This window comes from Cytobacillus gottheilii (genome assembly GCF_900166665.1).
Lineage (GTDB): Bacteria > Bacillota > Bacilli > Bacillales > Cytobacillaceae > Cytobacillus > Cytobacillus gottheilii_A.
This window is the reverse complement of record NZ_LT800494.1, coordinates 3330443-3355277: the sequence shown is the minus strand read 5'-3', so window position 1 is coordinate 3355277 and position 24835 is coordinate 3330443. Positions and strand designations below refer to the sequence as shown.

Genomic DNA, 24835 nt, shown 5'->3' with positions numbered 1-24835 from the left:
GGTGCTTTTCCTGAAAATTATAGATATGCAAATTTATGGTTACGGCAAACTAGTGGATAAAACCTATTCATCAATTGGCGATTTTCAAGTGTTTTATGGTGAAAATGAAGCAGGCAAATCGACCATTATGGCTTTTATTCATGCAATCCTTTTTGGTTTCCCGGCAAAACAGCAGAATGAGTCAAGATATGAACCTAAAGAAGGAAACAAATATGGAGGAAAACTGACGGCTTTTTTTCCTGGCAAAGGTAAAGCCGTTATTGAGCGGGTGAAGGGAAAATCAGCCGGAGATGTATCGGTCAGAATGGAGGATGGAACGGTTGGTTCTGAAGCACTCCTAAGAGAATTATTGCATGACATGGATAAAAAAATGTTTCAGTCGATTTTTTCGTTTAATGTTCATGGCTTGCAGAATATTCATCAAATGAATGGTGAAGATTTAGGCAGGCTTCTCTTTTCTGCTGGAGCCCTCGGAACAGATCAGCTTCTGCTGGCAGAGCAAACGCTGCAAAAGGAGCTGGAGTCGCGTTTTAAACCGAATGGAAAAAAGCCGGCACTAAATCAAAAGCTTTCAGAAGTGAAAGAGCTGTATAAGAAGCTACAATCCGCACAGCAAAAAAACGAAGAATATTGGGAGCTTTTAAAAGAAATAGAAAAGCTTGAGGCACAAATTAAGAGCATGCAGAAGGAGCTGGCAGAGAGCAAAGGGAATATACATATTCTTACTTCCTGGAAACAGATAGAGACAGTCTTTAAGGAACATAAACTTCTTGAAAAAGAATTGTCTGCGTATAAAGAGCTTGTCTTCCCAATCGATGGGTTGGCTCGATACGAACGGCTTCATGAAGGACAGCGTCCCCTTCTAGCAAAGCATACTGTGGTCAAGCAGCAAATCCAACAACTATCTGATGAGATTTGTGATGGCCAGGCGAATAAAGAGATACTGGCAGCTGAAAAGGAAATAGTGCATATTTCTGAGCAGCTCCCGCTTATGCAAAAGCTTAGAGAAGAAGAAAGAGCTCTTTCTATTAAGCTCTCAAATAAAGAAAGTGACATTCGAGATCTGAGTGAAAAATTAAATCTATCTTTATCAGATCAGGAAGTTGCCACTATTGATACGAGCATTCATAAAAAGAAGAAAGTAACGGAAGCAGAGGATGAATATAAAAGACTCATTGCCAAAAAAGCGGATTTAGATGAGCAGTTTAATGAAAGTGCAAGGGAACTGGATGCACTTGAGAAGCAAGTGAACGACCTAAAGAATCTGCTGCTATCATCTAAAGAAGAGGCGGAATTACAGAAGAAACATGATGAAGTAGAGGAAAGAACCAAACTTGAGCAGCAGCTTCAGGAAATGATGGAAAAACAAAAAACTGCAAATACGGGGCGCACAGCAAAGAGGCAGCAAGCCAAACCAAAAAATGAAGGGCTTCCCGCCATTATTTTTGCCAGCTTGTTCCTTATTTTATCGATTTGGGCAGTAGTTAGTCGAGAATGGCTAATAGGGGTTGCAAGTGCTGCAGGGTTACTGTATGTTCTATATCATTTTGTTATGAAATCTAAAGCAAAAACGGATGCAGAGTACACTGGATTTGAGCAGCAGCAGAAAGATATAGAAAATCGCCTACAAGAGCTGCGAGTACATGATATAAAAGCTATATCGGTTTTAAAAGCACAAAACGATGAACGCAAGCAGAAACTGAAAGAGCTGGATATTTATTTGCAGCAGGAGCTGCACACGAATGAAAAAATCATTGCCAGTTTTGAGCGCTGGGAAGCGGCTTTTCAGCAGGCTACAAGGAATATACAGGAGCTCTGCGTTCAGCTTCATTTGCCTTCTCAAAATGAAGAGACACTTGAACAGATTGGTGAAGTCTATCGGCTGCTTGAACAATTAAAATCCATTGTAAAGGAAAAAAGACATATTGTTGAAGAGCATCGGCAAACAAACGAAAGCTTACAAGCACTGCAGGGAAAAACAGATATGCTGGCAAGGACATTTCAGCTTCATCCATTGATGAGTTATGAAGAACAGGTTTATGAATTAAGAAAACTGCTTAAAAATGAAATCGCGAAAAAAGGGAAGGAAGAGGAAGCTGCACGTGAAAAGCAAAAGCTTGAAGAGGAAGAGCGAAAGTGTGTACTGGAAATAAATCAATATCAAGCAGAGCTATCTGACCTGCTGAAGCAAGCAAAGGCTGCAGGTGAAGAACATTTTCGTGAACTTGCTAAACAAGCTGACACAAAAGAGCAAATAATAGCCAGAATAGATGCCTTACATATGCAGCTTCAAATCACACCGTTAACTTCAGTACAGATGGAGTCTTTGGAAGGAATGGAGGACGAGCATTCGATTGAAGAATTAACAGAACGTATTGATTCACTTGAACTGTCCATTCCCGCTCAGCAAAAAAAGTTGGCTGAGATGAAGTATGAAGCAAAATTGATTGAAGAAGGCGGTACACACGCAGAATTGCTCCATCGGTATAAGCAGATTAAGTCCGAACTGGAAAAGGATGCAGCGGAATGGGCTAAGTATGCAGCCGCACAGCATATTTTGAAAAAAACAATTACTGCCTTTAAAGATGAACGGCTGCCAAAAATCATAGCAAAAGCTGAGGAACATTTGAGCACACTGACAGGCGGTCAATATGTACGAATATGGCCAAAGCAGGAGGAAAGTGGTTTTCTGATTGAAAACAATAGAAAAACTGCTTTTGAGGTCTATGAACTTAGTCAAGCTTCAAAGGAACAAGTATATGTCGCCCTTAGACTTGCACTCGCGGAAACAGCATATGATAAAGAGACCTATCCGCTGATCATAGATGATAGCTTTGTCAATTTCGACCATAACAGGACAGAACGAATGATCAAGCTTCTTCGCTCATTGACAAACAGGCAAATCCTTTTCTTCACCTGTCACCAGCACTTGCTTTCTCATTTTTATAATAAGGAAATAATTGAGCTGACAGCCCCTGCACTCACACAAAAGTAATTGATCATGTGTGCTGCAGGCTGGCAGTTCTTACATGAATTTCGAAACGATTGCTTTCTATGTTATACTATTTTCATAGAAGGGAGCGTCGGTGCACGTATGAGCAAAGGAATTGTATATTACGAAGTTGGAGAACAAATAGAAGTATTTCTGCTGATCAAAAACGCAACAAAAGGGATTGCCAGCAACGGGAAGCCGTTTTTAACCTTAATATTTCAGGATCAGAGCGGGGAGATTGAAGCGAAGCTCTGGGATGTTTCAGATGATGATGAAAAAAGCTATAGTCCTGAAACCATTGTAAAAGTCGCTGGAGATATATTAAACTATCGTGGACGTAATCAGCTTCGTATCCGCCAAATTAGACCAGCGTCTCCAACAGATCCGGTAAAACTAGCAGATTTCCTGGAAACTGCGCCAGTAAGTACTGATGAAATGATGAGTAAAATCACTCAATATATATTCGAAATGAAAAATCCGAATGTACAAAGGATTACAAGGCATTTGCTGAAAAAACACCAGAAAGCGTTTTTGGAATTTCCAGCTGCAACCAAAAACCATCATGAATTTGTTTCCGGCTTAGCCTATCATGTTGTATCTATGCTTGATCTGGCAAAATCTATTGCAGGACTCTATCCTAGTCTGGATAAAGACCTTCTATATGCAGGTGTTATTCTTCATGATTTAGGTAAGGTAACAGAGCTCTCTGGGCCCATTTCAACTGTGTATACAATCGAAGGGAACTTGCTTGGACATATTACCATTATGGTAAATGAAATCGGCAAGGCAGCGGAGGAGCTTTCTATAAGCGGAGAAGAGATTATGGTTCTTCAGCATCTCGTTCTTTCTCACCATGGAAAGGCAGAGTGGGGGAGTCCGAAACCGCCGATGATTAAAGAAGCAGAAATCCTCCATTATATTGATAATTTAGATGCAAAAATGAATATGCTAGACCGTGCACTTGACCGCACCAAACCAGGTGAATTTACAGAACGAGTTTTTGCACTTGATAATCGTTCCTTTTATAAACCAACCTTTCATAAATAAAACATAGAAAAACCAAGATTTTAAAAAATCTTGGTTTTTTTTATTTGAACATCAGCAGTTCAGCATAGACTCTAATTCTATAAAAAAATAGCATAAAATCTATGAAATTTGCATAAAGTTTAATAGATAGCAGGACAAACCAATCGGGATGGGGGTATAACATGATTCCAATGTGGGTCTATTTTATTGCGGCAGGAATCGTTTTTTGTGCGATTATGGCCATAAAAACAGGCAGAGATGAAAGACGAGAGGAAAATGAAATCATTGAGCGCGAAGGTGAAGTGTATATGCAGCGGCTGGAAGAAAAGAAGGAAGAGAAAAAGGCGGGAGAACGCTCCTTTGGCTGAGTACGTATAAAAACATGCTTGAATAAAAAAACGGGTTCCTTTTCAGGAGCCCGTTTAATTTTATTTTACTTTGCTTCAGTTTCTGATTCTTCAGTGCTTTCGTCAGCGCCCTCTTCGTCAGCATTCTCATCTGCTGCAGAGCTGTCACTAATGATGCCCTTCAAATCTTCATCTTTAATATCTACATTCGCATCTTTTAATTCTCTATCAAGTGCAGCTTGTACAATTGTTGGATCCTGTTGAAGTTTAGTTACTTTAAGATCATATTCCATATCATCTTTCATCTCGTCAAAAGATTTTTTCTCTTCTTTTTCAGTTACTTGGATTATATGGAAACCATGTTGAGATTGAACAGGCTCACTAATTTGATCTACATCAAGCGCATATGCCGCTTCTTCGAATTCTGCAACCATTTGACCTTGTCCAAACCAGCCTAGGTCACCGCCATTAGCAGCAGAGCCAGGATCTTGAGAATATTCAGTTGCTAATTCTTCGAAGTTTCCGCCATCATCAAGCTTTTGTTTTACTTCGGTTGCAGTTGCCTCATCTTCTACTAGAATATGGCGTGCTTTAATTCGAGGCTGATAATTGTCATAGTACTCCTGAACTTCTTCTTCAGTCACTTCAACATCTTTCACAGCTGCTTTTTCCTGCAATAAAGTAGCACGCAGTGTTTCTCTAAGTTGATCTTCATCTTGATAACCATATTGCTGTAATGCAAGCTCAAAGTTTGCGCCAAGCTGCTGCTTTAGTTCATCAATTTGCTCATTCAATTCTTCATCTGAAACTTCATAATTTTCGGAAAGAACTTTTTCATAAACAAGTTCTCGAAGTGTCTGCTCACCATATTTTTCCTTCATTGCTTCATAAAGCTCGTCCTTCGTTATATCGCCATTTCCTGTTTCAACAACAGCATCAGAACCTCCACTGCTACATGCACTTAATCCTAAAACTCCAGCAGCAAGGGAGAAGGAAATAACCCATTTCTTCATGTTGAACACTCCTAATCGTTAATTTCAATTGGCAGCTTTCATAAACGCAGTTGTTTTAAAGTGATTTAGTGCTTCACGCTAGTTAATGAATGAAAGGTTTTCCAGATGCTGATGGCAGCCCATCATCGTTGCATTGCATTCGATTCATTAAAGAAACAACCAACATTTAGAAATAAGCCTATCTTTTATACACATCCATTACTATACCATAATGTATTTAATAAAAAAAATAAAACTACATAGTCAATTTAAAAAATTTGGGTATTTGCCTATCCCGAATTTTGATTTGCTACATATGATACATAGAAACTGCGATAAGCGGTTTTGAAAAACAGCCAGGAAAGAAATTTCAGATTCCTGGTGAAAATGCCTACTCGAAAACAGAAGGCTTTGAATAGTATATGGTAGCAACCTATGAGGGAGGTGTTATCATGGGCGGTGCATACGGCAGCGGATTCGCTTTAATCGTTGTGTTGTTCATCTTATTGATCATCGTTGGTGCAGCATGGCTTTAATTTAAAAAGACATTGGGTTCTCTGAACCCTTTGTCCCAACGAGAAAGGAGGAATTTGAATGTCTGGTTCAAACGGATATGGTTATGGTGGAGGTTTCGCGTTAATCGTAGTTCTTTTCATTCTGTTAATTATCATCGGAGCTTCTTGGCTGTAATTTAGAAGACCGTACCTTGTAAATGAAGGATACTTTCTTATATAAGGAATGCTGATGGTATTATATCAGTATGAGTATCTCCCGGATTTAGCCGGGGAAATGCAAAGGACGCTAAACAGCGTCCTTTGCATATGCAATTCATATTCTTATACCATTTATAAAAAATGAAACAAAAATAACCAAGCTGTTCTATACAGCTTGGTTATTTGGCATTACGTAAATGAAATTTCTACAAAAGAAGAAATAAGAAGAATCGTGATCAGAACATTAATTGTCCTATAAACCTTTGGCTGGCGTTCTTCAGGTATTTCCTTTTGCAGACAAAGGGAATATGTCATTTTGTTAATATAGAATAAAATAAATATAGCAAACACAATAAAAATGGAGATCAACGAAGATTCCCTCCCCATCGGCGAAGTTTTCTTACTTAATTACAATAACAAAATTTAAATAAAAAAGATAGTATTTAAGACTGTAACATGATAATCTTTCCCATTTACAATAAGCTTATGAAAAAAAGACATCCTTTATGAGGATGTCTTTTAAGATAAAAGGGTATCATACAGTTCTGTGTAAATACTTCTTATTATCTTACAGTAATGGTTTATTTGCGTTTTTTATCCTTCTCTTTGAAGTAAAATTTCAAAGCCATCCTCATTTTCCTCTATAAAGGAGTGTGCAGGTGCTCTCATTATATCTTTCATAATAATCATGTCAAAAAAACAAATCCCCGTATGGTAAGCTATTAAGATAACAAAATAGTGAACATAATGAGGTAGAAGAAAGCATCCGGCAATCAGCAAACAGTTAATCACAATAAAAGGTGTGCAAAGTGCAATAACAAATACAAACCGCGATATAGGTTCAGTGACCATAAAGTGCAGAATCGGAATAATGCCAAATCTCATTTCAGCCGTTTTCTTGATTTTTTTTCCGCAATGCATTAAGGGAATAAAGTGGAGAATCTTATGAAGCGGATAAAGAATCCACATCCCTGCCACAAATAAAATAAAATAATTATCATAAAACGAATTCGGAACAAAAATATAGGTTGCAGGTACATACACTGTAATAAATGTAAGTAGCATAGTTAAGGAAGACAATATAAAAAGCCGCTCGGGTCTATATTGTTTTGTGAAATTAATCGTCTTCCAGCAGTTCATCATGTCGGACCTCCAAAGGGAGAAGTATTAAGTAAGACCAAACTTACTAAGATACTTTACGATGAATAGCATGAAAAATCAATAGGTATTTTTATGGTTAATTTTACAAACCGATGGACAATTTTTTCTTCTATAATAGCAGAAAAGGAAGTATAAATAAGCAGCATAGGATCGGATTAGACGAAGCATCTCATTCAGAAGGAAAAATGAGTGCAAGGAAGCCAAGTTGATTGCATTGCCATCGGTGGTTTTCTAAGAAATATGCATGCGTAGTGTTACTTGGGTTTTAAAGATGGTATCAATGAGAACTTGGAAATGATTTAAGTGGTCCAGCTGTGTGGTGATCATAAAACGAGATGCATAGTTACAGCTGGACTTGAATGAGGCGCATTGGGCCAAACGAATTCTCCGGGGAAGTGGGGAAGCCTAGCTTTGATTAAACGAGTTCTTTTTCCGATTTATCTTTTTTCTCAATTGTTCCATTGTTATCGGTAAATTCGTTTTCTATGTTTGCAAACGATTTCTCGAAAATCTCCATAAAATCATCACCATAAATATTTCGTACGATTGTCATTACTTCGATGACATCAGGGAATTTTCCATATAGTTCCCGCAAAGGTGATGCCCCTGAAAATACTGAGTTTTCTTCAGGTTTATAAGACTCCATCATATTTAGTAAAACGTTTTCACCTTCTTGCGTAATTTCAATATACGTATTTCTTTTATCACTTTCCTTCTTAGAAAAACGCAAATAGCCTCGTTCCTCTAACTTTTTTGAAAAGTTGAACGCAGTAGAAACATGCATAACCCCAAATTTGGCTACATCTGAAATAGATGCTCCATTCAAGTGATACGAAATCCATAAAATATGATGCTCGTTAATATTAAGATCATATGGTTTAATCCAATTTTGCCAATCCTTTTCAACAGCTTTCCATAATGCTTTACTTAACTGCGCTATTCTTTGGCTGAAAAGTAATGCTTCTTTCATTGTATATTCTTTATTTGACATACACATATTCACCTGCTTTATAAGGAAATTAAAATTCCGGTTTTTTTGCTTGTCGGGGCTGAACAAGCCGTTTTCACATTCTAAGTAGTCCAGTTCCAGGCGCTAGGGGCTCGAGGTCTTAAGCCAATCCGTCTAGAAGGTTAAAGTACAACCTTCCAGCCGACTTGTCTTAAGCTTGTCGCCCCTGAGCAAGCGCCTTCCACATTTCAAGTAGTCCAGTTCCAACGGCTAGCCCCTCGAGGTCATAAGTCAATCCATCCAGAAGGTTAAAGACCAACCTTCTATATGTCTTGCCTTATGCTTGTCGGGGCTGAACAAGCCGTTTCCACATTCTAAGTAGTCCAGTTCCAGGGCGCTAGGGGCTCGAGGTCTTAAGCCAATCCGTCTAGAAGGTTAAAGTACAACCTTCCAGCCGACTTGTCTTAAGCTTGTCGCCCCTGAGCAAGCGCCTTCCACATTCTAAGTAGTCCAGTTCCAACGGCTAGCCCCTCGAGGTCATAAGTCAATCCATCCAGAAGGTTAAAGAACAACCTTCTAAATGACTTGCCTTATGCTTGTCGGGGCTGAGCAAGCCGTTTCCACATTTCATATTATCATTATGCCAATAAAACAAAAATTAATAAAGGTATAAATTTGCGAAATTTTTAGAAATTATTTCTTGGGAAGTTGCTTGTTATGTGTTTCAGTTATTTTGTTTTTAAAATAGGCGATTTGTTTCATCTTTTCTTTGGATAAAAGCATTTTTATAATATATTAGTTTTCGTGTAAAAAGACAAAAATCCTTCTTTTCTAATGTATTAAACTTAAAAATATTGAAAAAGCATTAAAAAGCATCTTTCCTAAGAATTTTAATTCTTGGAAAGATGCTGTGCTTAATTGGAATTTTTGCCTTGATTTAATGTCGTCTCTAATTCTTGAATGGCTGTTTCAATCTCTTGGATTTCCCGCTTTAAGTTTTGTTCATGAGGGCGAATTTCATTTTTCCAGTCATTGACGGAGCCTTTCAGATCCTTGGACATTGCCGCAAAAGCCACTTTTCCTTCTTTTGTTACTGTTGTAGTAGCCCTTTTTATATCTAAGAGCTGTTCCTTTACATGATCTAATTGATGTTTGACGATATTTTTATTTGTATGAATGACAGTTCTTGTTTCTTTCCCGGATGCGGGTGCTGTTAAAAGGGCAGAAATGCTGGCAGCCGCACCTCCGGCAATCAAACCTAATAGAAAAGATTTTGCCTTCATCATGGTAACCTCCCCAGATAAAACGTTTTCATAGTTTTATCTTACACAAATTTTGTCGATCAATAAACACCTTTTTATGTATTTAACACAATATTGCCTTATATAAACGTTTTTGTGTTTAATAAGAAAGCTTTAGTCAGCATACATTGGTACAAGTGCTAAGAAGGAGTGGTGGTTAAAGGATGACAAGTATTTTATTTATTTTGTGCTTCATCATGCTGGCTTGTGCCGGATATTGTTTTCTTTTAATCAAAAAACCTGGCATGTATCCTCCCAAATATTTGTTGAAGAAAAGAGCTGCTGCACTAGGAGCAATAGGAGGCTTGCTTTTATTCTTAGCAATTGTCACACTCTTTTTTAAAGCATTAATGGGAAAGTAGTCGGCAGAGTGAAAATGCTGATAAGCCCTTTACTGCCAAGATTGTCAGGATTGAATCGTAATAAACGTTTAAATAAGTAGAACGATATAGCAATTGTTTAACCGCTAAACACTTTCACTCCAAGATAAATGGCGATCCCCCATATAAGAAATGCTGATACTTGGTTAAACCTTCTGACCAAGTTGCCTGTTGTATCAACTCTCCCCAAAATTTTTCCCGTAATTGCCAGTCCGAAAAACCAAATCCAAGAAACGCTTATACAAGAAAGTGTGAAAACAACTAGTTCAACCCCTTTATAGCCTAATGAATTTGGACCAATTACACCAATGATATCAATAATGGCATGAGGATTTAGTAAGGACACGGACGCAGCAAATGTAATTTGGCGTTTAGCTGTAAAATGTATATTTGTTTTTTGATGATCCGCTGCTGGGTCACTTTTTAATATAGTCCATCCCATATAAATCAGAAAAATAAATCCTATGATATAAATAAGCGTGGTTAACCATTCAAACTGGAAAATGATAAGAGATACTCCAGTGATGGCTAAAAGGATTAATAGAGTATCACAGACCGCAGCTGTTAAAATGGCAGGAAGACTGCGGGTGAATTTTTTATGAATGGCTCCTTGGTTAAAAATAAAAACGTTTTGAACGCCAAGCGGCAAAATAAGACCGAATGCCAAGGCGGTTCCATGAATCAAAGCTTCAATCATTGTAATGTCCCCCTTAAAGCTGATAAATCATATTTTAAAAGAGACAGTCTGAAAAGTCTCCATCCAATTGGTTGGGGATTATACCAACCAATACGTTATAATAGAAAGAAAACGAGGAGTATTTATATATATGGATCAAGTAGATTGGAAGCCAATTCGTTCAGCTCAATATCCATTACATCAGCAAATATACGAATATTTAAAACAGAAAATTTTAAATGGAGAATGGACAGTTGGTGTTAAAATTCCACCTCTAAGGATCTTGGCCGAACAACTTAATGTGAATCGAAGTACGGTGGTAGCAGCACTGGAAGAGTTGGCTGCTGACGGCTTTATCGATTCTAGGGTTGGTTATGGGACATTCGTAGCGAATAACACCTGGAGCACTATTTCTTCAGGTGCAGCACCAGATTGGAAAACGTACGTTGACTCAGGTGTGCATAAATCAAATCAGTCTATTATTCAGGAAATCAATAGATCCGAGTTTAGAGCGGATATGATCCGTCTCGGGACAGGTGAACTAGCTCCAGAATTTTTACCCAGGAAAAAGATGAAAGGCATTTTTCAGCAAAAAACAGCTCAAGAGTTATCACTCAGCTACACAGAGCCAAAAGGCAGTTATTCATTGCGAGCAGCTATTTGTGATTATTTGAAGAGAAAAGGGATCGAAGCAAGTCCATCATCGGTATTAATTGTTTCAGGAGGATTGCAGGCACTTCAATTGATTTCTCTGGGCTTATTGCAAAAAGGATCGGTTGTCTTTCATGAATCTCCTTCATACGTTACTTCTGTTAATGTTTTTCAATCTGCAGGAATGAATTTGCTTGGTGTGCCTATGGGGGATAAGGGAATGAAAACCGAGCTGTTACCGAAATTAAGACGCCAGCATCATGCATCCTTGCTGTATACTATTCCTACGTTTCATAATCCCACGGGTCATACAATGCCAGTACTTAAGAGGGAAGAACTGCTGCAGACCTGCAGCCATGAAAGACTGCCCATTCTTGAAGATGATGTATATGGTGATTTATGGTTTGAGGAACCACCGCCGCAGCCGTTAAAAGCAAATGATCGACAAGGGCTTGTTTTATATATGGGCAGTATCTCAAAAACACTAGGTCCCGGCTTAAGAATAGGCTGGTTAGTTGGTCCGGAGCAAGTAATTGACCGTTTGGCTGATATTAAAATGCAGACAGATTATGGATCGAGCACATTGTCACAATATGCTGTTGCACAATGGCTTCAAAGCGGCCTTTATGATGAGCATATTTTTCATCTGAGAGAAAAATTGAAGTTTCGCAGAGATACAGCTATTCGAATTCTTGAAAAGTATTATAGCGGAATTGCGACATGGAACAATCCTGCAGGGGGTTTTTATATTTGGCTGAAGCTTTATGAAGCTGTTTCAATGGATAAGTTGTTTAAAAGAGCGTTAAAGGCGGGGATTCTTATTAATCCCGGCAATATATACGATTATAAAGATTCCTCACATATCCGAATATCGTATTCATACGCAGAGCCTGCACAGCTTGAGAAAGGGTTAAAAAGACTGGCTGAGATCATCGGTGAAATGAGTAGACGTTGAGGAGTATGATTGTATGAAAGAGGGCACAGCTGCACTTATTTAATGTCTATATAAAAAAGGTCCAAATCAGTTGATTTGGACCTTTAACGGTTATAGTTAGTTACCTGCTGGTATTAATTTTGTACGTTTGCCAATAGTTTGTGCAACTGGATAAAGGACCAGCATCAGCACTGTATTGATGGCCATTGCAGGAAGTACAGTGCCAGTAAATAAAATGGCAAATGCACCAGGCAGGCCGACTAGCAGATAGGCTGATGTTAAGAAAATAACTCCAGAAATCAGCGTTCCAGCTGCTGTTAATATGGCAACAGATAATGTTGGTTTGTTAAATTTTCTAATGACTAGATAGATTCCGAAAAACAAAAAGGCTGTAATCGGTTTATCGATCATATTTGGAATCTGTCCTAATGGGAATGATGTAGTTAGTGCAGAAATAACTCCAGTAGCAATACCTAATAATAAAATACTTCTCATGTCAGGGAATAATAAAATTCCAAGAAACATCATGGTCAGCATCATGTCCGGCTTCATGCCAAATACAAATCCAGGTACAACGGTGTGCAAAACGGCACCCATTCCAACGAGTAGCGCCAATGCTACAATATTCTTACTATTCATTTCTAATCTCTCCTCTGCTCTGCTGTTCTCTTTTTTATTCTTTGTCTCTCCTGCAGTGCACTCTTTGCCTGCAGCGAAAAACTTTCACTCATTATACCACAGAATGATTTTTTTTTAGCATGTTTTTTTTGTTTTTTAAGAATTTTGTTTAAAGCTTTTCATAAATTGTGCAAGCTTATATACATGATCTTCAGGTACTGCATTGTAAATGGAGGCGCGGCAGCCGCCAATTGATCTATGGCCATTTAGTCCGATAAAACCTGCATCAGATGCCGATTGTAAAAATAAAGCTTCTTTCTCTTTATCAGCTAAATTAAAGGTAACATTCATCAATGAACGGCTGTTTTTTTCTGCATGCCCTAAATAGAAACCGTCACTTTCGTCTATGGTATCATATAAATATTTCGCTTTGTTTTCATTCATTTTTTCAATGGCTTGCAGTCCGCCTTTTTCCTCTGCCCATTCCAGAACAAGGGACAGTAGGTAGATCGCAAGTGTAGGAGGTGTATTGTATAAAGAGCTGTTATTAGCATAGGTTTTATATTGAAGCATAGTTGGCAAGTGATCATTATCCTGTGAAATGAGATCTTTATGAATAATCACAACCGTTACTCCAGATGGTCCAAGATTCTTTTGTGCACCAGCATAGATCATCCCAAACTGACGTATGTCAATTTGCTTGCTTAAAATATCACTGGACATATCAGCGATTAAAGGCATAGGCAGCTGTGTCGGATAAGTGTGCCATTGTGTGCCGAAAATCGTGTTATTGCTTGTTATATGCAAATAGGCTGCATTCTCCGTAGTGTTGAGATCTGATAGTTGTGGGATTGAACGATAGGAGTTTTCTTTGGTGGAAGCTATTGCAGCAGTGCTGCCGATCTTTTGAGCTTCCTTTAATGCTTTTTCAGACCATGATCCTGTTAAAACATAATTTCCTGAAGTGTTCTCATGTAAGAAGTTCATGGGGATCATTGAAAATTGGAGGCTTGCGCCGCCTTGAATAAATAAAACTTCATAGTCACTTGGAATGGAAAGCAGCTTTCTCAGTCCTTGTATGGCGTTTTCGTGGATTTGTTCATATTCTTTGCTTCTATGGCTTAATTCCATGACAGCCATGCCGGTATCAGCAAGATTGAGCCAATGCTTTTCGGCTTTTTGTAAGACTTCTGCCGGCATTGCAGCTGGTCCAGCATTAAAGTTTAGCGCACGCTTCATTTCAATAACCTCCGTTATGCTGTAATACGATTACACTGTAAAGAGCTAAAGATACATATATGTTAACAGACTTTGTGAATTTGTACAGAGGGTAAATAAGAATATTATGAAAATTAAAAAGAGAAAATGCTTCTCTAAATAGAGAAGCATCATGCTTTCTTATAATTGATTTTTAATAGAAGAAGCAATTTCCTGCAAATCTGCTGGAGTATAGGCTGATTGGTTTGATTTCCACACAACACCCATTCCATCGCCTTGACCATAACGGGGGATGAGGTGCATATGATAATGGAATACAGATTGTCCGGCAGCTTCTCCGTTGTTATTCAGCAGGTTTAACCCGATAGGATTATAAGCTGCTTTAATGGCACGGGAAATTTCTGGAATGGCTTTAAAATAATTGGCAGCTGTCTCCTCATCTAATTCATATACATTTTCACTATGTACCTTTGGAATCACAAGTGTATGTCCTTTTGTTACTTGGCTGATATCTAAAAATGCCAAACAATGCTCATTTTCAAAAACCTTAGCAGCTGGAATATCTCCATTTATAATGCTGCAGAAAATACAATCACTCATATAAACAACTCCAATCAATTTTTTTTGTTGTTTGAATTTTATCATAAAATGTATGAAAATTCGACGCGTCACTGGGACGTCCCGAAACATCTCGAAATCTGTCGAGCATAAGAACAAAGGAAAGGCAGGATCCCGCTTGGGAATCCTGCCTCGTGAAGGAGAAACTTCTGAATATGTTCTAAAACGGGAAGTACTCTTTAACAAACACCTCATTTTTACATGAATTGTGTTTACAATAGAGACATTCGATCTTTGTTCAAGCTAACCATCCCCTATTTGTCTTTATATGTTTCACAACTTATAAAGAAAGTGATGTTAGTCTTTGATAAACACCTCATTTTAAATGATTTAAGGCAATATACGGTTATACGGCCTAGAGTGTTTAAGATCTGCGGTTTTCATTACTTTCGTGCAATGCAACCATCCCCTTATCTTAGGAACGTTTCAGGTTAAATCACGTTTATTGAAAGATTGCTGTCTGCGACAAGCACCTCATTTCAAATTTTGAATATCGGTTAGATGTTCAATTAATGATTTGTTTCCCCTTCAAGAATTAGAATGCCCGCATATGAAGCTTATATACATTTTTTTACGGAGAAAAAATTTTAAAATTAGAGAACTGCTTATATCAAGCATTTAAGACAACAAGCAGCAAAATGTATGCGAAAAATGACGACACTGGACAATGCACTCACCCTTTTTTACAATGAAATCATGATATATGGAGAGGACGTTTTAAGATGGCTCTATTGGAGATAAAGAATGTCACAGGCGGATACACAAGAAATCCTGTATTAAAAGATGTGAGTTTTGACGTGAAAGCAAATGAAATTGTTGGTTTAATCGGATTAAATGGGGCAGGTAAAAGTACTACCATAAAACATGTGATTGGCTTAATGGAGCCTCATAAGGGAGAAATTTCAATTGCCGGCAAATCTTTTCTTGAAGATAAGGAAGAGTATCGGAAGCAATTCACGTTTGTTCCAGAAACGCCGATTTTATATGATGAACTAACACTGGACGAGCATCTGCAGATGACGGCGATGGCCTATGGAATCAGCAGCGAGGAATTTAAAGAAAGAAAAGGAAAGCTGTTAAAAGAATTTCGAATGGAAAAGCGCTTAAAATGGTTTCCTGCTCATTTTTCTAAGGGAATGAAGCAGAAGGTTATGATTATGTGTGCTTTTTTAGTGCAGCCGTCCCTTTATATTGTAGATGAACCTTTTGTTGGGTTAGATCCGCTTGGGATTCAATCCCTGCTTGACTTAATGAAAAAGATGAAGGAAGAGGGAGCAGGAATTCTTATGTCAACTCATATTCTTGCTACAGCTGAACGCTATTGCGACCGTTTTGTAATTTTACATGAAGGAAAGGTGCGGGCAAAAGGGACATTGCAGGAGCTTCAGCAGCAATTTAAAATGCCGGATGCGACTCTTGATGATCTATATATACAGCTCACAAAGGAAGAAGATTATGTTTAATGAGAATACATTATGGAAAGAAAGACTGGCGCGCACCAGCAAAGAGCTGAGTTCTTATCTGAGGTACATATTTAACGGCCATCTAGTGATCGTGCTCGTTTTTCTCCTTGGAACTGGAGCTTATTATTATCAAGGCTGGGTAAAAGAGATGCCCCTTGATTATCCCGTCCCAGCCATCATGGCTGTATTTCTGGGAATATTGCTTACATATAGCCCGATTTTTACATTTTTAACGGAGGCTGATCGGATTTTTCTTTTGCCGCTTGAAACAAAATTACACGGGTATTTCCGCAAATCCTTAATGGTTAGTTTTTTTCTACAGGCGTATTTACTACTGATGCTGCTGGCATTGTTTATGCCGATGTATGCAAAGGTGAACGGAGGGAGCTTTCAGGGCTTTTTCCCTTTATTAGCCGTTTTACTTTTGGTGAAATGGCTGAATTTGGAGATTCGCTGGAGAATTCAGTATTACACAGAGCAAAATGTGCTGAGATCTGATTCAGCAGTGCGCTTTGCGGTTAATACCGGTTTTTTATACCTGTTATTCTCTGGTGCGTCCTATTTATTTATGATCCCCGTTGGCATGCTTTTGATCTTGCTGCTCGTCTTTTTCAATGGGAAAATCAAAAACAGAGGCTTAAAATGGGAATATTTAATTGAACAAGAAGAACGAAGAATGACAGCATTTTATCGGATTGCCAATATGTTTACAGATGTCCCAAAATTAAAAAATGCAGTTAAAAGAAGAAAGTGGCTGGACCCTCTGTATTCAGGCGTTCCTTTTTTACCGGAAAAAATATATGCGCATTTGTATATTCGGACATTTTCAAGATCAGGTGATTATTTAGGGCTATTTATTCGTTTAACGCTTATTGGGGCTGCTGTTATCTATTTTATCTCATATGGGTATGGTCAAATCCTGCTTGCGATCCTATTCATGTATTTAACGGCTTTTCAGCTTCTTCCGCTGTTTTATCATCATGAAAACAAATTATGGGTGAAATTATATCCAACTGGTGATGCATATAAGGAAACATCTTTTAAACAATTAATGGGAAGTATACTATCACTGCAGGCGTTTCTATTGGCACTGACAGTCCTTTTAAAAGGAGAGTTTACAACTGCTATTCTAACGCTTACAGCTGGTCTGCTCTTTTCTTATCTTTATGTTTTTCTCTATATGCCGAAGCGATTGCAGACAAAGGATTAAAAAAAGGAAACATTTTTCGTTATTGTCTCGTATAAAATAGCACAAGACGAAGGGAATGTTTTCTATGAATGAATATGAACTGCAGGTATATGAAGAAATTGTTGAGTGGAAAAGAGGTTTGCTAAAGCGCTCAAGTCTGATCAGCCGAATATCGAAAAAAGCTCAGACAAGGGTTAATTCATTTATCCCTGAGAGAGCGCATGAAATCATCACCAATAGCATTAAGCAAATGGTTAAAGCGACATTAACAGGTTCTGATTTTACAACGAAACGTTCTCAGTCAACTGGTTTGAGCATGAAGGAACGAGATGCTGTATTCGCTGAGAAGATGACTTTTTATAGAAGAACCGCAACGGTGGAGGGAGCAGGGACCGGGGCAGGCGGAATCCTGTTAGGACTTGCTGATTTTCCGCTTTTGCTCTCCATTAAAATGAAGCTGTTGTTTGAAGCGGCATCTATTTATGGCTATGATACTTCTAACTATGAAGAACGGCTGTTTATTCTTCATATATTCCAGCTGGCTTTTTCAAGTGATGAAAAAAGAAGGCAAGTGCTGCCGATCATTGAAAATTGGGATCAGTATAAAGAAGAACTGCAGGATATGGACTGGCGGGAATTTCAGCAGGAGTACCGCGATCACATTGATTTTGTGAAAATGCTGCAGCTTGTTCCAGGAGTAGGTGCTGCAATAGGGGCTTATGCCAATTATAACTTACTTGATGCGTTAGGAATGACAGCTAAAAATGCCTACAGGTTAAGATTAATAAAAAGCGTTCCTCCCGTTCAATAACCGGAGGAACGCTTTTTTATTTTATTGATCTTATACTTGTGCACTTTCCGTTTCCAAAGCATTTTGTTCGTTATGAACATTTAAAGCTGCACTGCCTAATGTTTTGGCAGCAATCAGCATGGACTTCTCATCAATATCAAACATAGGGTGATGATGCGGGTAGTTTTCATTGCCTTCAGGTTTTGCTCCAGTGAAGAAGAAGCTTCCTTTCACATGCTGCAAATAGTAGGCAAAATCTTCTCCGCCCATTTGCGGTTCTGTTTCCTCAACAGCTGTTACTTCTGCGATATTGCGTGCGCAGTTAACAAGGTAATCTGTTTCTTCCTCATGATTCACGACAGCAGGATAGCCTCTTTCAAATTCATAGCTGTAAGAGCTGTCGGAAGTATAGCAAATGCCTTTAACGATTCTTTCTATTTCTTGTTCAATTGAAGTTCTCACTTCTTCATTAAAAGTTCTAACTGTTCCAGTCAGCTTTGCTTTGTCTGCAATTACATTAAATGCATTTTCAGCAACAAATGAGCCAACTGTTACAACAGCCGAGTCAATAGGGTTCACTTTGCGGCTGACAATTTGCTGAAGCTGCCCAACAAGAGAAGAAGCAGTAACAATAGCATCTTTTGTGCGATGAGGCTGTGCACCATGGCCGCCTTTCCCTTGAATCGTTATTTCAAAGCGGTCTGCAGCTGCCATAATTGGCCCGACTCTGTATTGAATCTTTCCAACTGGTTCAGATGCCCACAAATGAGTTCCGAAAATAACATCAACACCATCCAGACAGCCATCCTCGATCATAGAAATTGCACCGCCTGGGGCATATTCCTCTGCATGCTGATGAATCATGACAAATGTACCGTGCAAATCATTTTTCATTTCATGAAGCGCCTTAGCTAATACAAGTAAAGTAGCAGTATGGCCATCATGACCGCAAGCATGCATCACACCAGGTACAAGAGATTTGTAAGGTACATCCTTTTCATCTTGAATAGGAAGTGCATCAAAATCGGCACGCAAAGCAACTGTTTTGCCAGCCTTTTGTCCTTTAATGGTTGCAACCACACCATTGCCGCCGACATTAGCGCGGACATCAATGCCGAGGTTTTCATAATAGTTTTTAATATATAATGCTGTTTTCTCTTCTTTAAATGATAGTTCTGGATGCTGATGAAGATACCTGCGAATGGAAACCATTTCATCATAATATTTTTCTAAAGAGCTAAAGAGCTGTTCTAGCAAAAAAATCTCCCCTAACTTCTTTTTTGTACTATATTATATAATATTATGAACATTTTTAAAATTATATAAGAGAATTTTTTTCTGTTTCCGAAATAAATTTCTGGATACATCTCCTCATACAAGAATCATTTAAGTGCACAATAGGATTTACTCTGGATAAAATTTTTAAAAGGTACAAAAAAGAATATGTAAAAGATGGTAAAATAAGTATCGATATTTGTTATTGTGTAAAAGTTTTTAAATGAAGCCTTATTTAGAGGGAGAGAGGTTATGAATGTACGAAAGTCAAAATTATCTTATGTTCTTTTAGCCATTGCCATTATTTTTACTATATTGCTTGTAATGGTTGTCCAAACAGGTGAGCGCTTGAGTTTCGATGTGCAAGTTACAGCAGTTTCAAGCGAGCTTTTTGGCAGCGAGCTGCTTCATGAGTTGTTTATTGGTCTGAATTGGCTGGGCAATACAATGGGAGTAGGCATAGTTGCCATTATATTTATTCTTTGGCTTGGTTTCTTTAAAAAAGATTTTGTGGGAATTGCTGTTTTTGTATTTGCTGTGGCTGTAGGAAATGAGGTTAATAAGTGGCTGAAAAATACAATCGGCAGAGAACGCCCCGATGCTGAACATTTAGTAGAGGTCAACAGTTTAAGTTTTCCGAGCGGCCATGCGATGATCAGCATGATCTTATATTTTATGATGGCCTATTTAATCATTATGTCTCTTCAGAAAAGTGCAGCTAGGTGGCTTATTGGAGTATTGGCAGCAACAATGATTCTTCTCATGGGCATCAGCAGAATTGTATTAGGTGTCCACTACCCAACAGATGTTGCTGCCGGCTATACATTTGGTTTTATATGGGTGTTTCTGTGCATTATTTTGTATGAGCTTTTGCTTGGCGTTTTAGGAGAGCGGAGGAAAGCGAAAGGAAATTAGCAGGAATTTATAGTGAATAATCTAACTCGATATTTAAGGTAAGTGAAAAGGGAGAATGCTTGGAACACTGTGTTCCAAGCATTCTTTATTCTTCTTACTGTCTCTTTTCAGTTCATCAAATTAAAAACATAGCAACAATAGTAGTCACTGTAAGTCCTATAACTACAGGAATCAAGTTTCTGCGAGCCAATTCAAAAGGGTCGACATTACAAATGGCTGCAGCAGGAATGAGCGCCCAAGGGACAAGCGTGCCTCCGCCTACCCAAATGGCAGCTATTTGCCCAAGAGCTGTTAATACGGCTGCACCTGACCCGATGGCAGCTGCAAATAAGCTGGCAATAGATCCAGCGAGAGAAATGCCTGAAAAGCCAGATCCATCTAAACCAGTTATGGCACCAACAACTGTTAAAGTTATGGCTCCAACCTCTGCGGATAATGGAACAATGGAGGCAAGTGCAAGCCCAAGGTCATTGACAATGCCAGATGAAGCCTCTGGTAAGTATTCACCGATAATGGCGGTAAAGCCAGCATCGCCCAGATAGAAAAATGCAGCAATTGGGATTACAGCACCAAATACTTTAAACCCAAATTGAAAGCCTTCGATTAAATAGCCTGTTGTTTTTTCAAGCCCTTTGTTTTTATGAGCGACAATGGAAATGATCAGAAGGATAAAGATCGAGGTCCCGCCAACCAGTGCCGTAGCATCTCCGCCTTGAAGATTTAATGCAAACATCGCTGCCACGTCAGCAATAAGCAGGAGGGGAATGAACAAGGCGAAAAAGCGCTTCTGGCCAAGTGTCAGCAGTGATTCTTGAACATGATCTTCTTTTTCTAAAACTTCTTCTTCTTTTGACTTGCCGGTTTGTGCAGTTAATTTTCCGCTTTTCATATCTCTTCTAATAAAGTAAAACGCGGTGATCGTTGTAACTGCACCCATGACAATGACAAGCGGTATGCTTGCGGAAACAACCTCAGATACGGGCAGTCCTGCCGCATCGGCTGTAAGCTTTGGTGCAGCTTGAATAATAAAATCTCCTGATAGTGCAATTCCATGGCCGAATAGGTTCATTGCCATTGCCACGCCTAAAGCCGGTAAACCGACACGAATAGCTACTGGAAGCAGGACAGCTCCAAGTAGAGCAACAGCGGGAGATGGCCAGAAAAAATAAGAAATAACCATCATTAATATTCCGATTGTCCAATAAGCTAAAGCAGGTGTTTTAATAAATTTCGCAAAAGGAGAAATCATCACATCATTAATGCCGGTTTTTGTCAGTGTTTTGCTCATGGCAACGATAATAGAAATAATGAGAATGGTTGGCAAAAGCTCAGTGATGGCATAAATAAAACTGGAAAAAATACTGCTGACAGATGCACTTAAGGAACCAGAGGCTGCAATAGCAATTAGAAATATGCCAACGATACAAACTATGGTCGTATCTCTTCTCATCACCATAAAGCCGATTATTGCTATAATAAACAGGACATAAATCCAATGAAGTAAAGTAAGCTCAACCCCCATAAGGAATTCCCCTTTCATAAAACATTAGGCTATCGCCTGTTATACAGATTATGAAAAAGGCGTGCAGGTGTGAATGAAATTAAATTTGGGCTAATAGACTGGCGGATTGGATGAATAAATGGAGTTACTAGATTCATAACTCGAAGCAGGAGAATAGAGGCATAGCTGTAAGAAGGTGCTGGAAAAGCTGAATATGAATGATCTGCAATGAGTGACGTCTATTAAAAAATGTAAATAGAGAACAAAATAAAAAGCGGAATGACAAAGGAATGAAACTCCTCGTGATTCCGCTTTATATCATTTATTCATCTTCATTTGTACGATAGTATTTGGTAATGTAGGAAGCACCGGCAAAAATCTGCGGCGGTTTGCTCTGTTCTTCTTTTTGTCCGTCTGGTTTGCTGTGCGCCTGTTTAAAACTATTTGATTTTTGCCAGTTGTTGAACGATTTTTCATCTTCCCAAAAGGTTAAAACGATATATGTATTATCTTTTTGGGGACGCAAAACGCGCAGACCGATAAAACCAGGTTCATTTTCAATTTTGCCTTTCCGGTTCTTAAACCGATATTCAAAAAGGGGTCTTCCTTCATCTGTAACAGGGATATTGTTTAATACGGCAAAGCCGGGTTCTGAGAACTCACCAGCACTTTCAAAGATTTCATAGGATCTTGGTGCACTAAAAAAGGTGCTGCCAGAAGATTCATGGATTAGCAGTGCATTGTTTTCATTCTCCAGCAGGACAAGCTTTTCATTTGTGTGTTTTTCTTTAATATTCTTTAAGAAATCATAGGTGCCGGAAGTAAAATACATAAACATTCTTCAACACTCCTTTCAAATTCAAATGCTCAGTTCTATTATACATGCTGGAAAATGAATATCCTAATAATATAGAACGCTTTCATTTTGTTCGCTAAAAAAGAATATTTTTTGACATTTTGTCTGATTTTCTATACAAAATACGGGGAAAAACGATATATTGTAAGCAATCACAAACAAGCTAATCTTCAAATTTCTATTTTTAAATTATATATATTACAATGTAAGGCAGACAGGTTTTGAAAGGTGGATATAATGTAAATGACAAAAGTAATCAATGAAACATTTTTAAAAGCAGCAAAAGGGGAAAAGACAGACTATACGCCTGTTTGGTATATGCGCCAGGCTGGCAGATCTCAGCCGGAATACCGAGCGATTAAGGAGAAATACTCTTTATTTGAAATTACGCATCAGCCTGAGCTTTGTGCTTATGTAACAAAGCTGCCGGTGGATCAGTACAACAATGATGCAGCTATTTTATATAAAGACATCATGTCACCATTGCCGGCTATCGGTGTCGATGTTGAAATCAAATCTGGAATCGGCCCTGTGATTGATAATCCTATTCGATCAAAAGCAGATGTTGATAAATTGGGGGAAATCCATCCAGAAGAAGATGTGCCGTATGTGTTAGATACCATTAAACTCCTGACACAAGAACAGCTGTCAGTTCCGCTAATCGGTTTTGCGGGAGCACCGTTTACGCTTGCAAGCTATATGATTGAGGGAGGTCCTTCAAAGAATTACAACAAAACAAAAGCATTTATGTATTCTGAGCCAGCTGCTTGGTTTGCATTAATGGACAAGCTTGCTGACATGACCATTACATATGTAAAATCTCAGATTTCAGCTGGAGCAAGAGCTATTCAGATTTTTGATTCATGGGTTGGTGCATTAAATGTAGCGGATTACCGTCATTTTATTAAGCCGGTCATGACAAGAATATTTACGGAATTAAAGGGAGAAAATGTGCCATTAATTATGTTTGGTGTCGGTGCGAGCCACCTAGCATTGGAATGGCATGATTTGCCGCTTGATGTAGTGGGTCTTGATTGGCGGCTTCCAATTAAAGAAGCGAGAGAGCTCGGAATCACAAAAGCGGTTCAAGGAAATCTGGATCCGGCCATTTTACTCGCTCCTTGGAGTGAAATTGAGAAAAGAACGATTGAAATACTTGATCAAGGGCTGCAAACACCAGGTTATATCTTTAACTTAGGACATGGTGTGTTTCCTGAGGTGAATCCGGAAACATTAAGAAAACTCACAGCATTTGTTCATGAATATTCTGCAGAAAAATTAAGCAAGTAAGCTAAGAAACTTAGAGGTGAACAGCATGGAAAGAAAGAAACTTGGATTATTAGTTATGGCATATGGAACACCGTATCGTGAGGAAGATATTGAACGGTACTATACACATATTCGTCATGGAAGAAGGCCTTCTGACGAAATGCTCGAGGATTTGCGCAGCAGATATGAGGCAATTGGAGGCATCTCACCGCTTGCACAAATTACAAAAGAACAGGCTGAGGGATTAGAGCAGCATTTAAATGACATTCAAGACGAGTACGAATTTAAAATGTATATCGGATTGAAGCATATTGAACCTTTTGTTGAGGATGCAGTACAGCAGATGCATGCAGATGGCATAACAGAAGCTGTTAGCATTGTGCTTGCGCCACATTTTTCGACTTTCAGTATAAAGTCTTACAATGGCAGAGCAAAAGAGGAAGCAGAGAAACTTGGCGGTTTAACGATAACATCCGTTGAAAGCTGGTATAAGGAGCCGAGATTCATTCAATATTGGTCAGACGCTCTAAAAACGGTTGTAGATTCAATGCCAGAGGAAGAAAAGGATGACTTTGTGCTAGTTGTATCTGCACATAGCCTGCCAGAAAAAATTATACAAATGGGCGATCCATATCCAGATCAGCTCAAGGAAACGGCTGACTTAATTGCAGAAGCTGCCCAAATCAAGAACTATGAGATTGGCTGGCAAAGTGCCGGCAATACGCCAGAGCCTTGGTTGGGACCAGATGTTCAAGATTTAACGAGAGATTTATACGAACAAAAAGGCTATAAAGCATTTGTATATGCTCCTGTTGGCTTCGTTGCTGAGCATCTGGAAGTGTTATATGACAATGATTATGAGTGCAAGGTAGTCACGGATGAGGTTGGTGCGAGCTATTATCGTCCAGCGATGCCAAATGCGAAACCAGAATTTATTGATGCAATGGCAGCTGTTGTTTTAAATAAACTGAAAGAAAAATAATAGAAAAATGAAAAGAAGG

At 38.6% G+C, this 24835-nt stretch carries 25 protein-coding genes; 12 read left to right on the top strand and 13 right to left on the bottom strand.

Annotated elements, in window-relative coordinates; all coding sequences use genetic code 11:
• The first annotated feature begins 25 nt into the window (after positions 1–25).
• The 3 genes from B7E07_RS16410 (at position 26) to B7E07_RS16400 (ending at position 4386) form a co-directional block, all read left to right on the top strand.
• A complete protein-coding gene (locus tag B7E07_RS16410; RefSeq protein WP_080847499.1) occupies positions 26–2995 on the top strand; it encodes an AAA family ATPase in 2970 nt (989 codons plus the stop codon).
• Positions 2996–3094: 99 nt separating this feature from the next.
• Positions 3095–4039, top strand: coding sequence for a 3'-5' exoribonuclease YhaM (gene yhaM / locus B7E07_RS16405; protein WP_080847497.1), 945 nt, complete (start codon positions 3095–3097; stop codon positions 4037–4039).
• 161 nt (positions 4040–4200) lie between these two features.
• A complete protein-coding gene (locus B7E07_RS16400; RefSeq protein ID WP_080847495.1) occupies positions 4201–4386 on the top strand; it encodes a sporulation YhaL family protein in 186 nt (61 codons plus the stop codon).
• 65 nt (positions 4387–4451) lie between these two features.
• On the opposite strand, the gene B7E07_RS16395 is transcribed toward B7E07_RS16400, so the two are convergent.
• Positions 4452–5378: a peptidylprolyl isomerase gene (locus tag B7E07_RS16395; protein ID WP_080847494.1), complete on the bottom strand. Its 927-nt coding sequence runs from the start codon at positions 5376–5378 to the stop codon at positions 4452–4454.
• A 431-nt stretch (positions 5379–5809) separates the two neighbouring features.
• On the opposite strand from B7E07_RS16395, the gene B7E07_RS16390 reads away from it, so the two are divergent.
• Both B7E07_RS16390 and B7E07_RS16385 read left to right on the top strand, forming a co-directional pair.
• Entirely contained in the window at positions 5810–5893 is an 84-nt protein-coding gene (locus B7E07_RS16390; RefSeq protein WP_139785739.1) for a YjcZ family sporulation protein, read from the top strand.
• Between the two features lie 58 nt (positions 5894–5951).
• Entirely contained in the window at positions 5952–6047 is a 96-nt protein-coding gene (locus B7E07_RS16385; RefSeq protein WP_066447818.1) for a YjcZ family sporulation protein, read from the top strand.
• A gap of 212 nt (positions 6048–6259) precedes the next feature.
• On the opposite strand, the gene B7E07_RS16380 is transcribed toward B7E07_RS16385, so the two are convergent.
• From B7E07_RS16380 to B7E07_RS16355, 6 genes are all read right to left on the bottom strand, one after another.
• Positions 6260–6439 carry a hypothetical protein gene (locus B7E07_RS16380; RefSeq protein WP_066447810.1) on the bottom strand — a complete coding sequence of 60 codons (180 nt, stop codon included), beginning with the start codon at positions 6437–6439 and terminating at the stop codon, positions 6260–6262.
• Positions 6440–6664: 225 nt separating this feature from the next.
• Positions 6665–7213, bottom strand: coding sequence for a DUF3267 domain-containing protein (locus B7E07_RS16375; RefSeq protein WP_080847491.1), 549 nt, complete (start codon positions 7211–7213; stop codon positions 6665–6667).
• A gap of 433 nt (positions 7214–7646) precedes the next feature.
• Complete coding sequence (locus B7E07_RS16370) at positions 7647–8222, bottom strand: HTH-type transcriptional regulator Hpr (protein WP_080847489.1); 576 nt, start codon at positions 8220–8222, stop codon at positions 7647–7649.
• A gap of 872 nt (positions 8223–9094) precedes the next feature.
• On the bottom strand, positions 9095–9466 hold the full coding sequence (locus B7E07_RS16365) for a YtxH domain-containing protein (protein ID WP_257391474.1): 372 nt from the start codon (positions 9464–9466) through the stop codon (positions 9095–9097).
• Between the two features lie 172 nt (positions 9467–9638).
• On the bottom strand, positions 9639–9812 hold the full coding sequence (locus tag B7E07_RS23960) for a hypothetical protein (RefSeq protein WP_218970432.1): 174 nt from the start codon (positions 9810–9812) through the stop codon (positions 9639–9641).
• Positions 9813–9940: 128 nt separating this feature from the next.
• Positions 9941–10558 (bottom strand): LysE/ArgO family amino acid transporter, encoded by a 618-nt coding sequence (locus tag B7E07_RS16355; RefSeq protein ID WP_176215228.1) that lies wholly within the window; start codon positions 10556–10558, stop codon positions 9941–9943.
• Positions 10559–10688: 130 nt separating this feature from the next.
• On the opposite strand from B7E07_RS16355, the gene pdxR reads away from it, so the two are divergent.
• Positions 10689–12143 carry a MocR-like pyridoxine biosynthesis transcription factor PdxR gene (gene pdxR, locus B7E07_RS16350; RefSeq protein WP_080847484.1) on the top strand — a complete coding sequence of 485 codons (1455 nt, stop codon included), beginning with the start codon at positions 10689–10691 and terminating at the stop codon, positions 12141–12143.
• A gap of 96 nt (positions 12144–12239) precedes the next feature.
• On the opposite strand, the gene B7E07_RS16345 is transcribed toward pdxR, so the two are convergent.
• The 3 genes from B7E07_RS16345 to B7E07_RS16335 form a co-directional block, all read right to left on the bottom strand.
• Positions 12240–12761: a tryptophan transporter gene (locus B7E07_RS16345; RefSeq protein WP_080847482.1), complete on the bottom strand. Its 522-nt coding sequence runs from the start codon at positions 12759–12761 to the stop codon at positions 12240–12242.
• 135 nt (positions 12762–12896) lie between these two features.
• Positions 12897–13979: a 3-phosphoserine/phosphohydroxythreonine transaminase gene (gene serC / locus B7E07_RS16340; protein WP_080847480.1), complete on the bottom strand. Its 1083-nt coding sequence runs from the start codon at positions 13977–13979 to the stop codon at positions 12897–12899.
• 159 nt (positions 13980–14138) lie between these two features.
• Positions 14139–14558 (bottom strand): HIT family protein, encoded by a 420-nt coding sequence (locus B7E07_RS16335; RefSeq protein WP_080847478.1) that lies wholly within the window; start codon positions 14556–14558, stop codon positions 14139–14141.
• Between the two features lie 740 nt (positions 14559–15298).
• On the opposite strand from B7E07_RS16335, the gene B7E07_RS16330 reads away from it, so the two are divergent.
• From B7E07_RS16330 to B7E07_RS16320, 3 genes are all read left to right on the top strand, one after another.
• The gene (locus B7E07_RS16330) at positions 15299–16039 is read left to right on the top strand and encodes an ABC transporter ATP-binding protein (RefSeq protein WP_080847477.1); all 741 of its coding nucleotides are present in this window, start codon (positions 15299–15301) and stop codon (positions 16037–16039) included.
• Positions 16032–17249, top strand: coding sequence for an ABC transporter permease (locus B7E07_RS16325; RefSeq protein WP_080847476.1), 1218 nt, complete (start codon positions 16032–16034; stop codon positions 17247–17249). The genes B7E07_RS16330 and B7E07_RS16325 overlap by 8 nt, the downstream gene beginning before the upstream one ends.
• A gap of 64 nt (positions 17250–17313) precedes the next feature.
• The gene (locus B7E07_RS16320) at positions 17314–18039 is read left to right on the top strand and encodes an EcsC family protein (RefSeq protein WP_080847473.1); all 726 of its coding nucleotides are present in this window, start codon (positions 17314–17316) and stop codon (positions 18037–18039) included.
• A 30-nt stretch (positions 18040–18069) separates the two neighbouring features.
• On the opposite strand, the gene B7E07_RS16315 is transcribed toward B7E07_RS16320, so the two are convergent.
• The gene (locus tag B7E07_RS16315; protein ID WP_080847470.1) at positions 18070–19275 is read right to left on the bottom strand and encodes a M20 family metallopeptidase; all 1206 of its coding nucleotides are present in this window, start codon (positions 19273–19275) and stop codon (positions 18070–18072) included.
• A gap of 270 nt (positions 19276–19545) precedes the next feature.
• Here B7E07_RS16315 and B7E07_RS16310 point away from each other — a divergent pair, with 270 nt between their 5' ends.
• On the top strand, positions 19546–20208 hold the full coding sequence (locus tag B7E07_RS16310; protein ID WP_080847467.1) for a phosphatase PAP2 family protein: 663 nt from the start codon (positions 19546–19548) through the stop codon (positions 20206–20208).
• Positions 20209–20323: 115 nt separating this feature from the next.
• On the opposite strand, the gene B7E07_RS16305 is transcribed toward B7E07_RS16310, so the two are convergent.
• Positions 20324–21730, bottom strand: a complete 1407-nt coding sequence (locus B7E07_RS16305) for a hypothetical protein (protein WP_080847464.1) — start codon at positions 21728–21730, stop codon at positions 20324–20326.
• A 301-nt stretch (positions 21731–22031) separates the two neighbouring features.
• Positions 22032–22547 (bottom strand): antibiotic biosynthesis monooxygenase family protein, encoded by a 516-nt coding sequence (locus B7E07_RS16300; RefSeq protein ID WP_080847461.1) that lies wholly within the window; start codon positions 22545–22547, stop codon positions 22032–22034.
• Positions 22548–22808: 261 nt separating this feature from the next.
• On the opposite strand from B7E07_RS16300, the gene hemE reads away from it, so the two are divergent.
• Both hemE and hemH read left to right on the top strand, forming a co-directional pair.
• Entirely contained in the window at positions 22809–23855 is a 1047-nt protein-coding gene (gene hemE, locus B7E07_RS16295; RefSeq protein ID WP_066447767.1) for a uroporphyrinogen decarboxylase, read from the top strand.
• Positions 23856–23880: 25 nt separating this feature from the next.
• Entirely contained in the window at positions 23881–24816 is a 936-nt protein-coding gene (gene hemH, locus B7E07_RS16290) for a ferrochelatase (protein ID WP_080847458.1), read from the top strand.
• Positions 24817–24835 lie beyond the last annotated feature (19 nt).

Bases quoted from the DNA above. Each gene is read 5' to 3' on its own strand.
- B7E07_RS16410 (WP_080847499.1), top strand. From the start codon at position 26: ATGCAAATTTATGGTTACGGCAAACTAGTGGATAAAACCTATTCATCA.
- yhaM (WP_080847497.1), top strand. From the start codon at position 3,095: ATGAGCAAAGGAATTGTATATTACGAAGTTGGAGAACAAATAGAAGTA.
- B7E07_RS16400 (WP_080847495.1), top strand. From the start codon at position 4,201: ATGATTCCAATGTGGGTCTATTTTATTGCGGCAGGAATCGTTTTTTGT.
- B7E07_RS16395 (WP_080847494.1), bottom strand. From the start codon at position 5,378: ATGAAGAAATGGGTTATTTCCTTCTCCCTTGCTGCTGGAGTTTTAGGA.
- B7E07_RS16390 (WP_139785739.1), top strand. From the start codon at position 5,810: ATGGGCGGTGCATACGGCAGCGGATTCGCTTTAATCGTTGTGTTGTTC.
- B7E07_RS16385 (WP_066447818.1), top strand. From the start codon at position 5,952: ATGTCTGGTTCAAACGGATATGGTTATGGTGGAGGTTTCGCGTTAATC.
- B7E07_RS16375 (WP_080847491.1), bottom strand. From the start codon at position 7,213: ATGATGAACTGCTGGAAGACGATTAATTTCACAAAACAATATAGACCC.
- B7E07_RS16370 (WP_080847489.1), bottom strand. From the start codon at position 8,222: ATGTCAAATAAAGAATATACAATGAAAGAAGCATTACTTTTCAGCCAA.
- B7E07_RS16365 (WP_257391474.1), bottom strand. From the start codon at position 9,466: ATGATGAAGGCAAAATCTTTTCTATTAGGTTTGATTGCCGGAGGTGCG.
- B7E07_RS16355 (WP_176215228.1), bottom strand. From the start codon at position 10,558: ATGATTGAAGCTTTGATTCATGGAACCGCCTTGGCATTCGGTCTTATT.
- pdxR (WP_080847484.1), top strand. From the start codon at position 10,689: ATGGATCAAGTAGATTGGAAGCCAATTCGTTCAGCTCAATATCCATTA.
- B7E07_RS16345 (WP_080847482.1), bottom strand. From the start codon at position 12,761: ATGAATAGTAAGAATATTGTAGCATTGGCGCTACTCGTTGGAATGGGT.
- serC (WP_080847480.1), bottom strand. From the start codon at position 13,979: ATGAAGCGTGCGCTAAACTTTAATGCTGGACCAGCTGCAATGCCGGCA.
- B7E07_RS16335 (WP_080847478.1), bottom strand. From the start codon at position 14,558: ATGAGTGATTGTATTTTCTGCAGCATTATAAATGGAGATATTCCAGCT.
- B7E07_RS16330 (WP_080847477.1), top strand. From the start codon at position 15,299: ATGGCTCTATTGGAGATAAAGAATGTCACAGGCGGATACACAAGAAAT.
- B7E07_RS16325 (WP_080847476.1), top strand. From the start codon at position 16,032: ATGTTTAATGAGAATACATTATGGAAAGAAAGACTGGCGCGCACCAGC.
- B7E07_RS16320 (WP_080847473.1), top strand. From the start codon at position 17,314: ATGAATGAATATGAACTGCAGGTATATGAAGAAATTGTTGAGTGGAAA.
- B7E07_RS16310 (WP_080847467.1), top strand. From the start codon at position 19,546: ATGAATGTACGAAAGTCAAAATTATCTTATGTTCTTTTAGCCATTGCC.
- B7E07_RS16305 (WP_080847464.1), bottom strand. From the start codon at position 21,730: ATGGGGGTTGAGCTTACTTTACTTCATTGGATTTATGTCCTGTTTATT.
- B7E07_RS16300 (WP_080847461.1), bottom strand. From the start codon at position 22,547: ATGTTTATGTATTTTACTTCCGGCACCTATGATTTCTTAAAGAATATT.
- hemE (WP_066447767.1), top strand. From the start codon at position 22,809: ATGACAAAAGTAATCAATGAAACATTTTTAAAAGCAGCAAAAGGGGAA.
- hemH (WP_080847458.1), top strand. From the start codon at position 23,881: ATGGAAAGAAAGAAACTTGGATTATTAGTTATGGCATATGGAACACCG.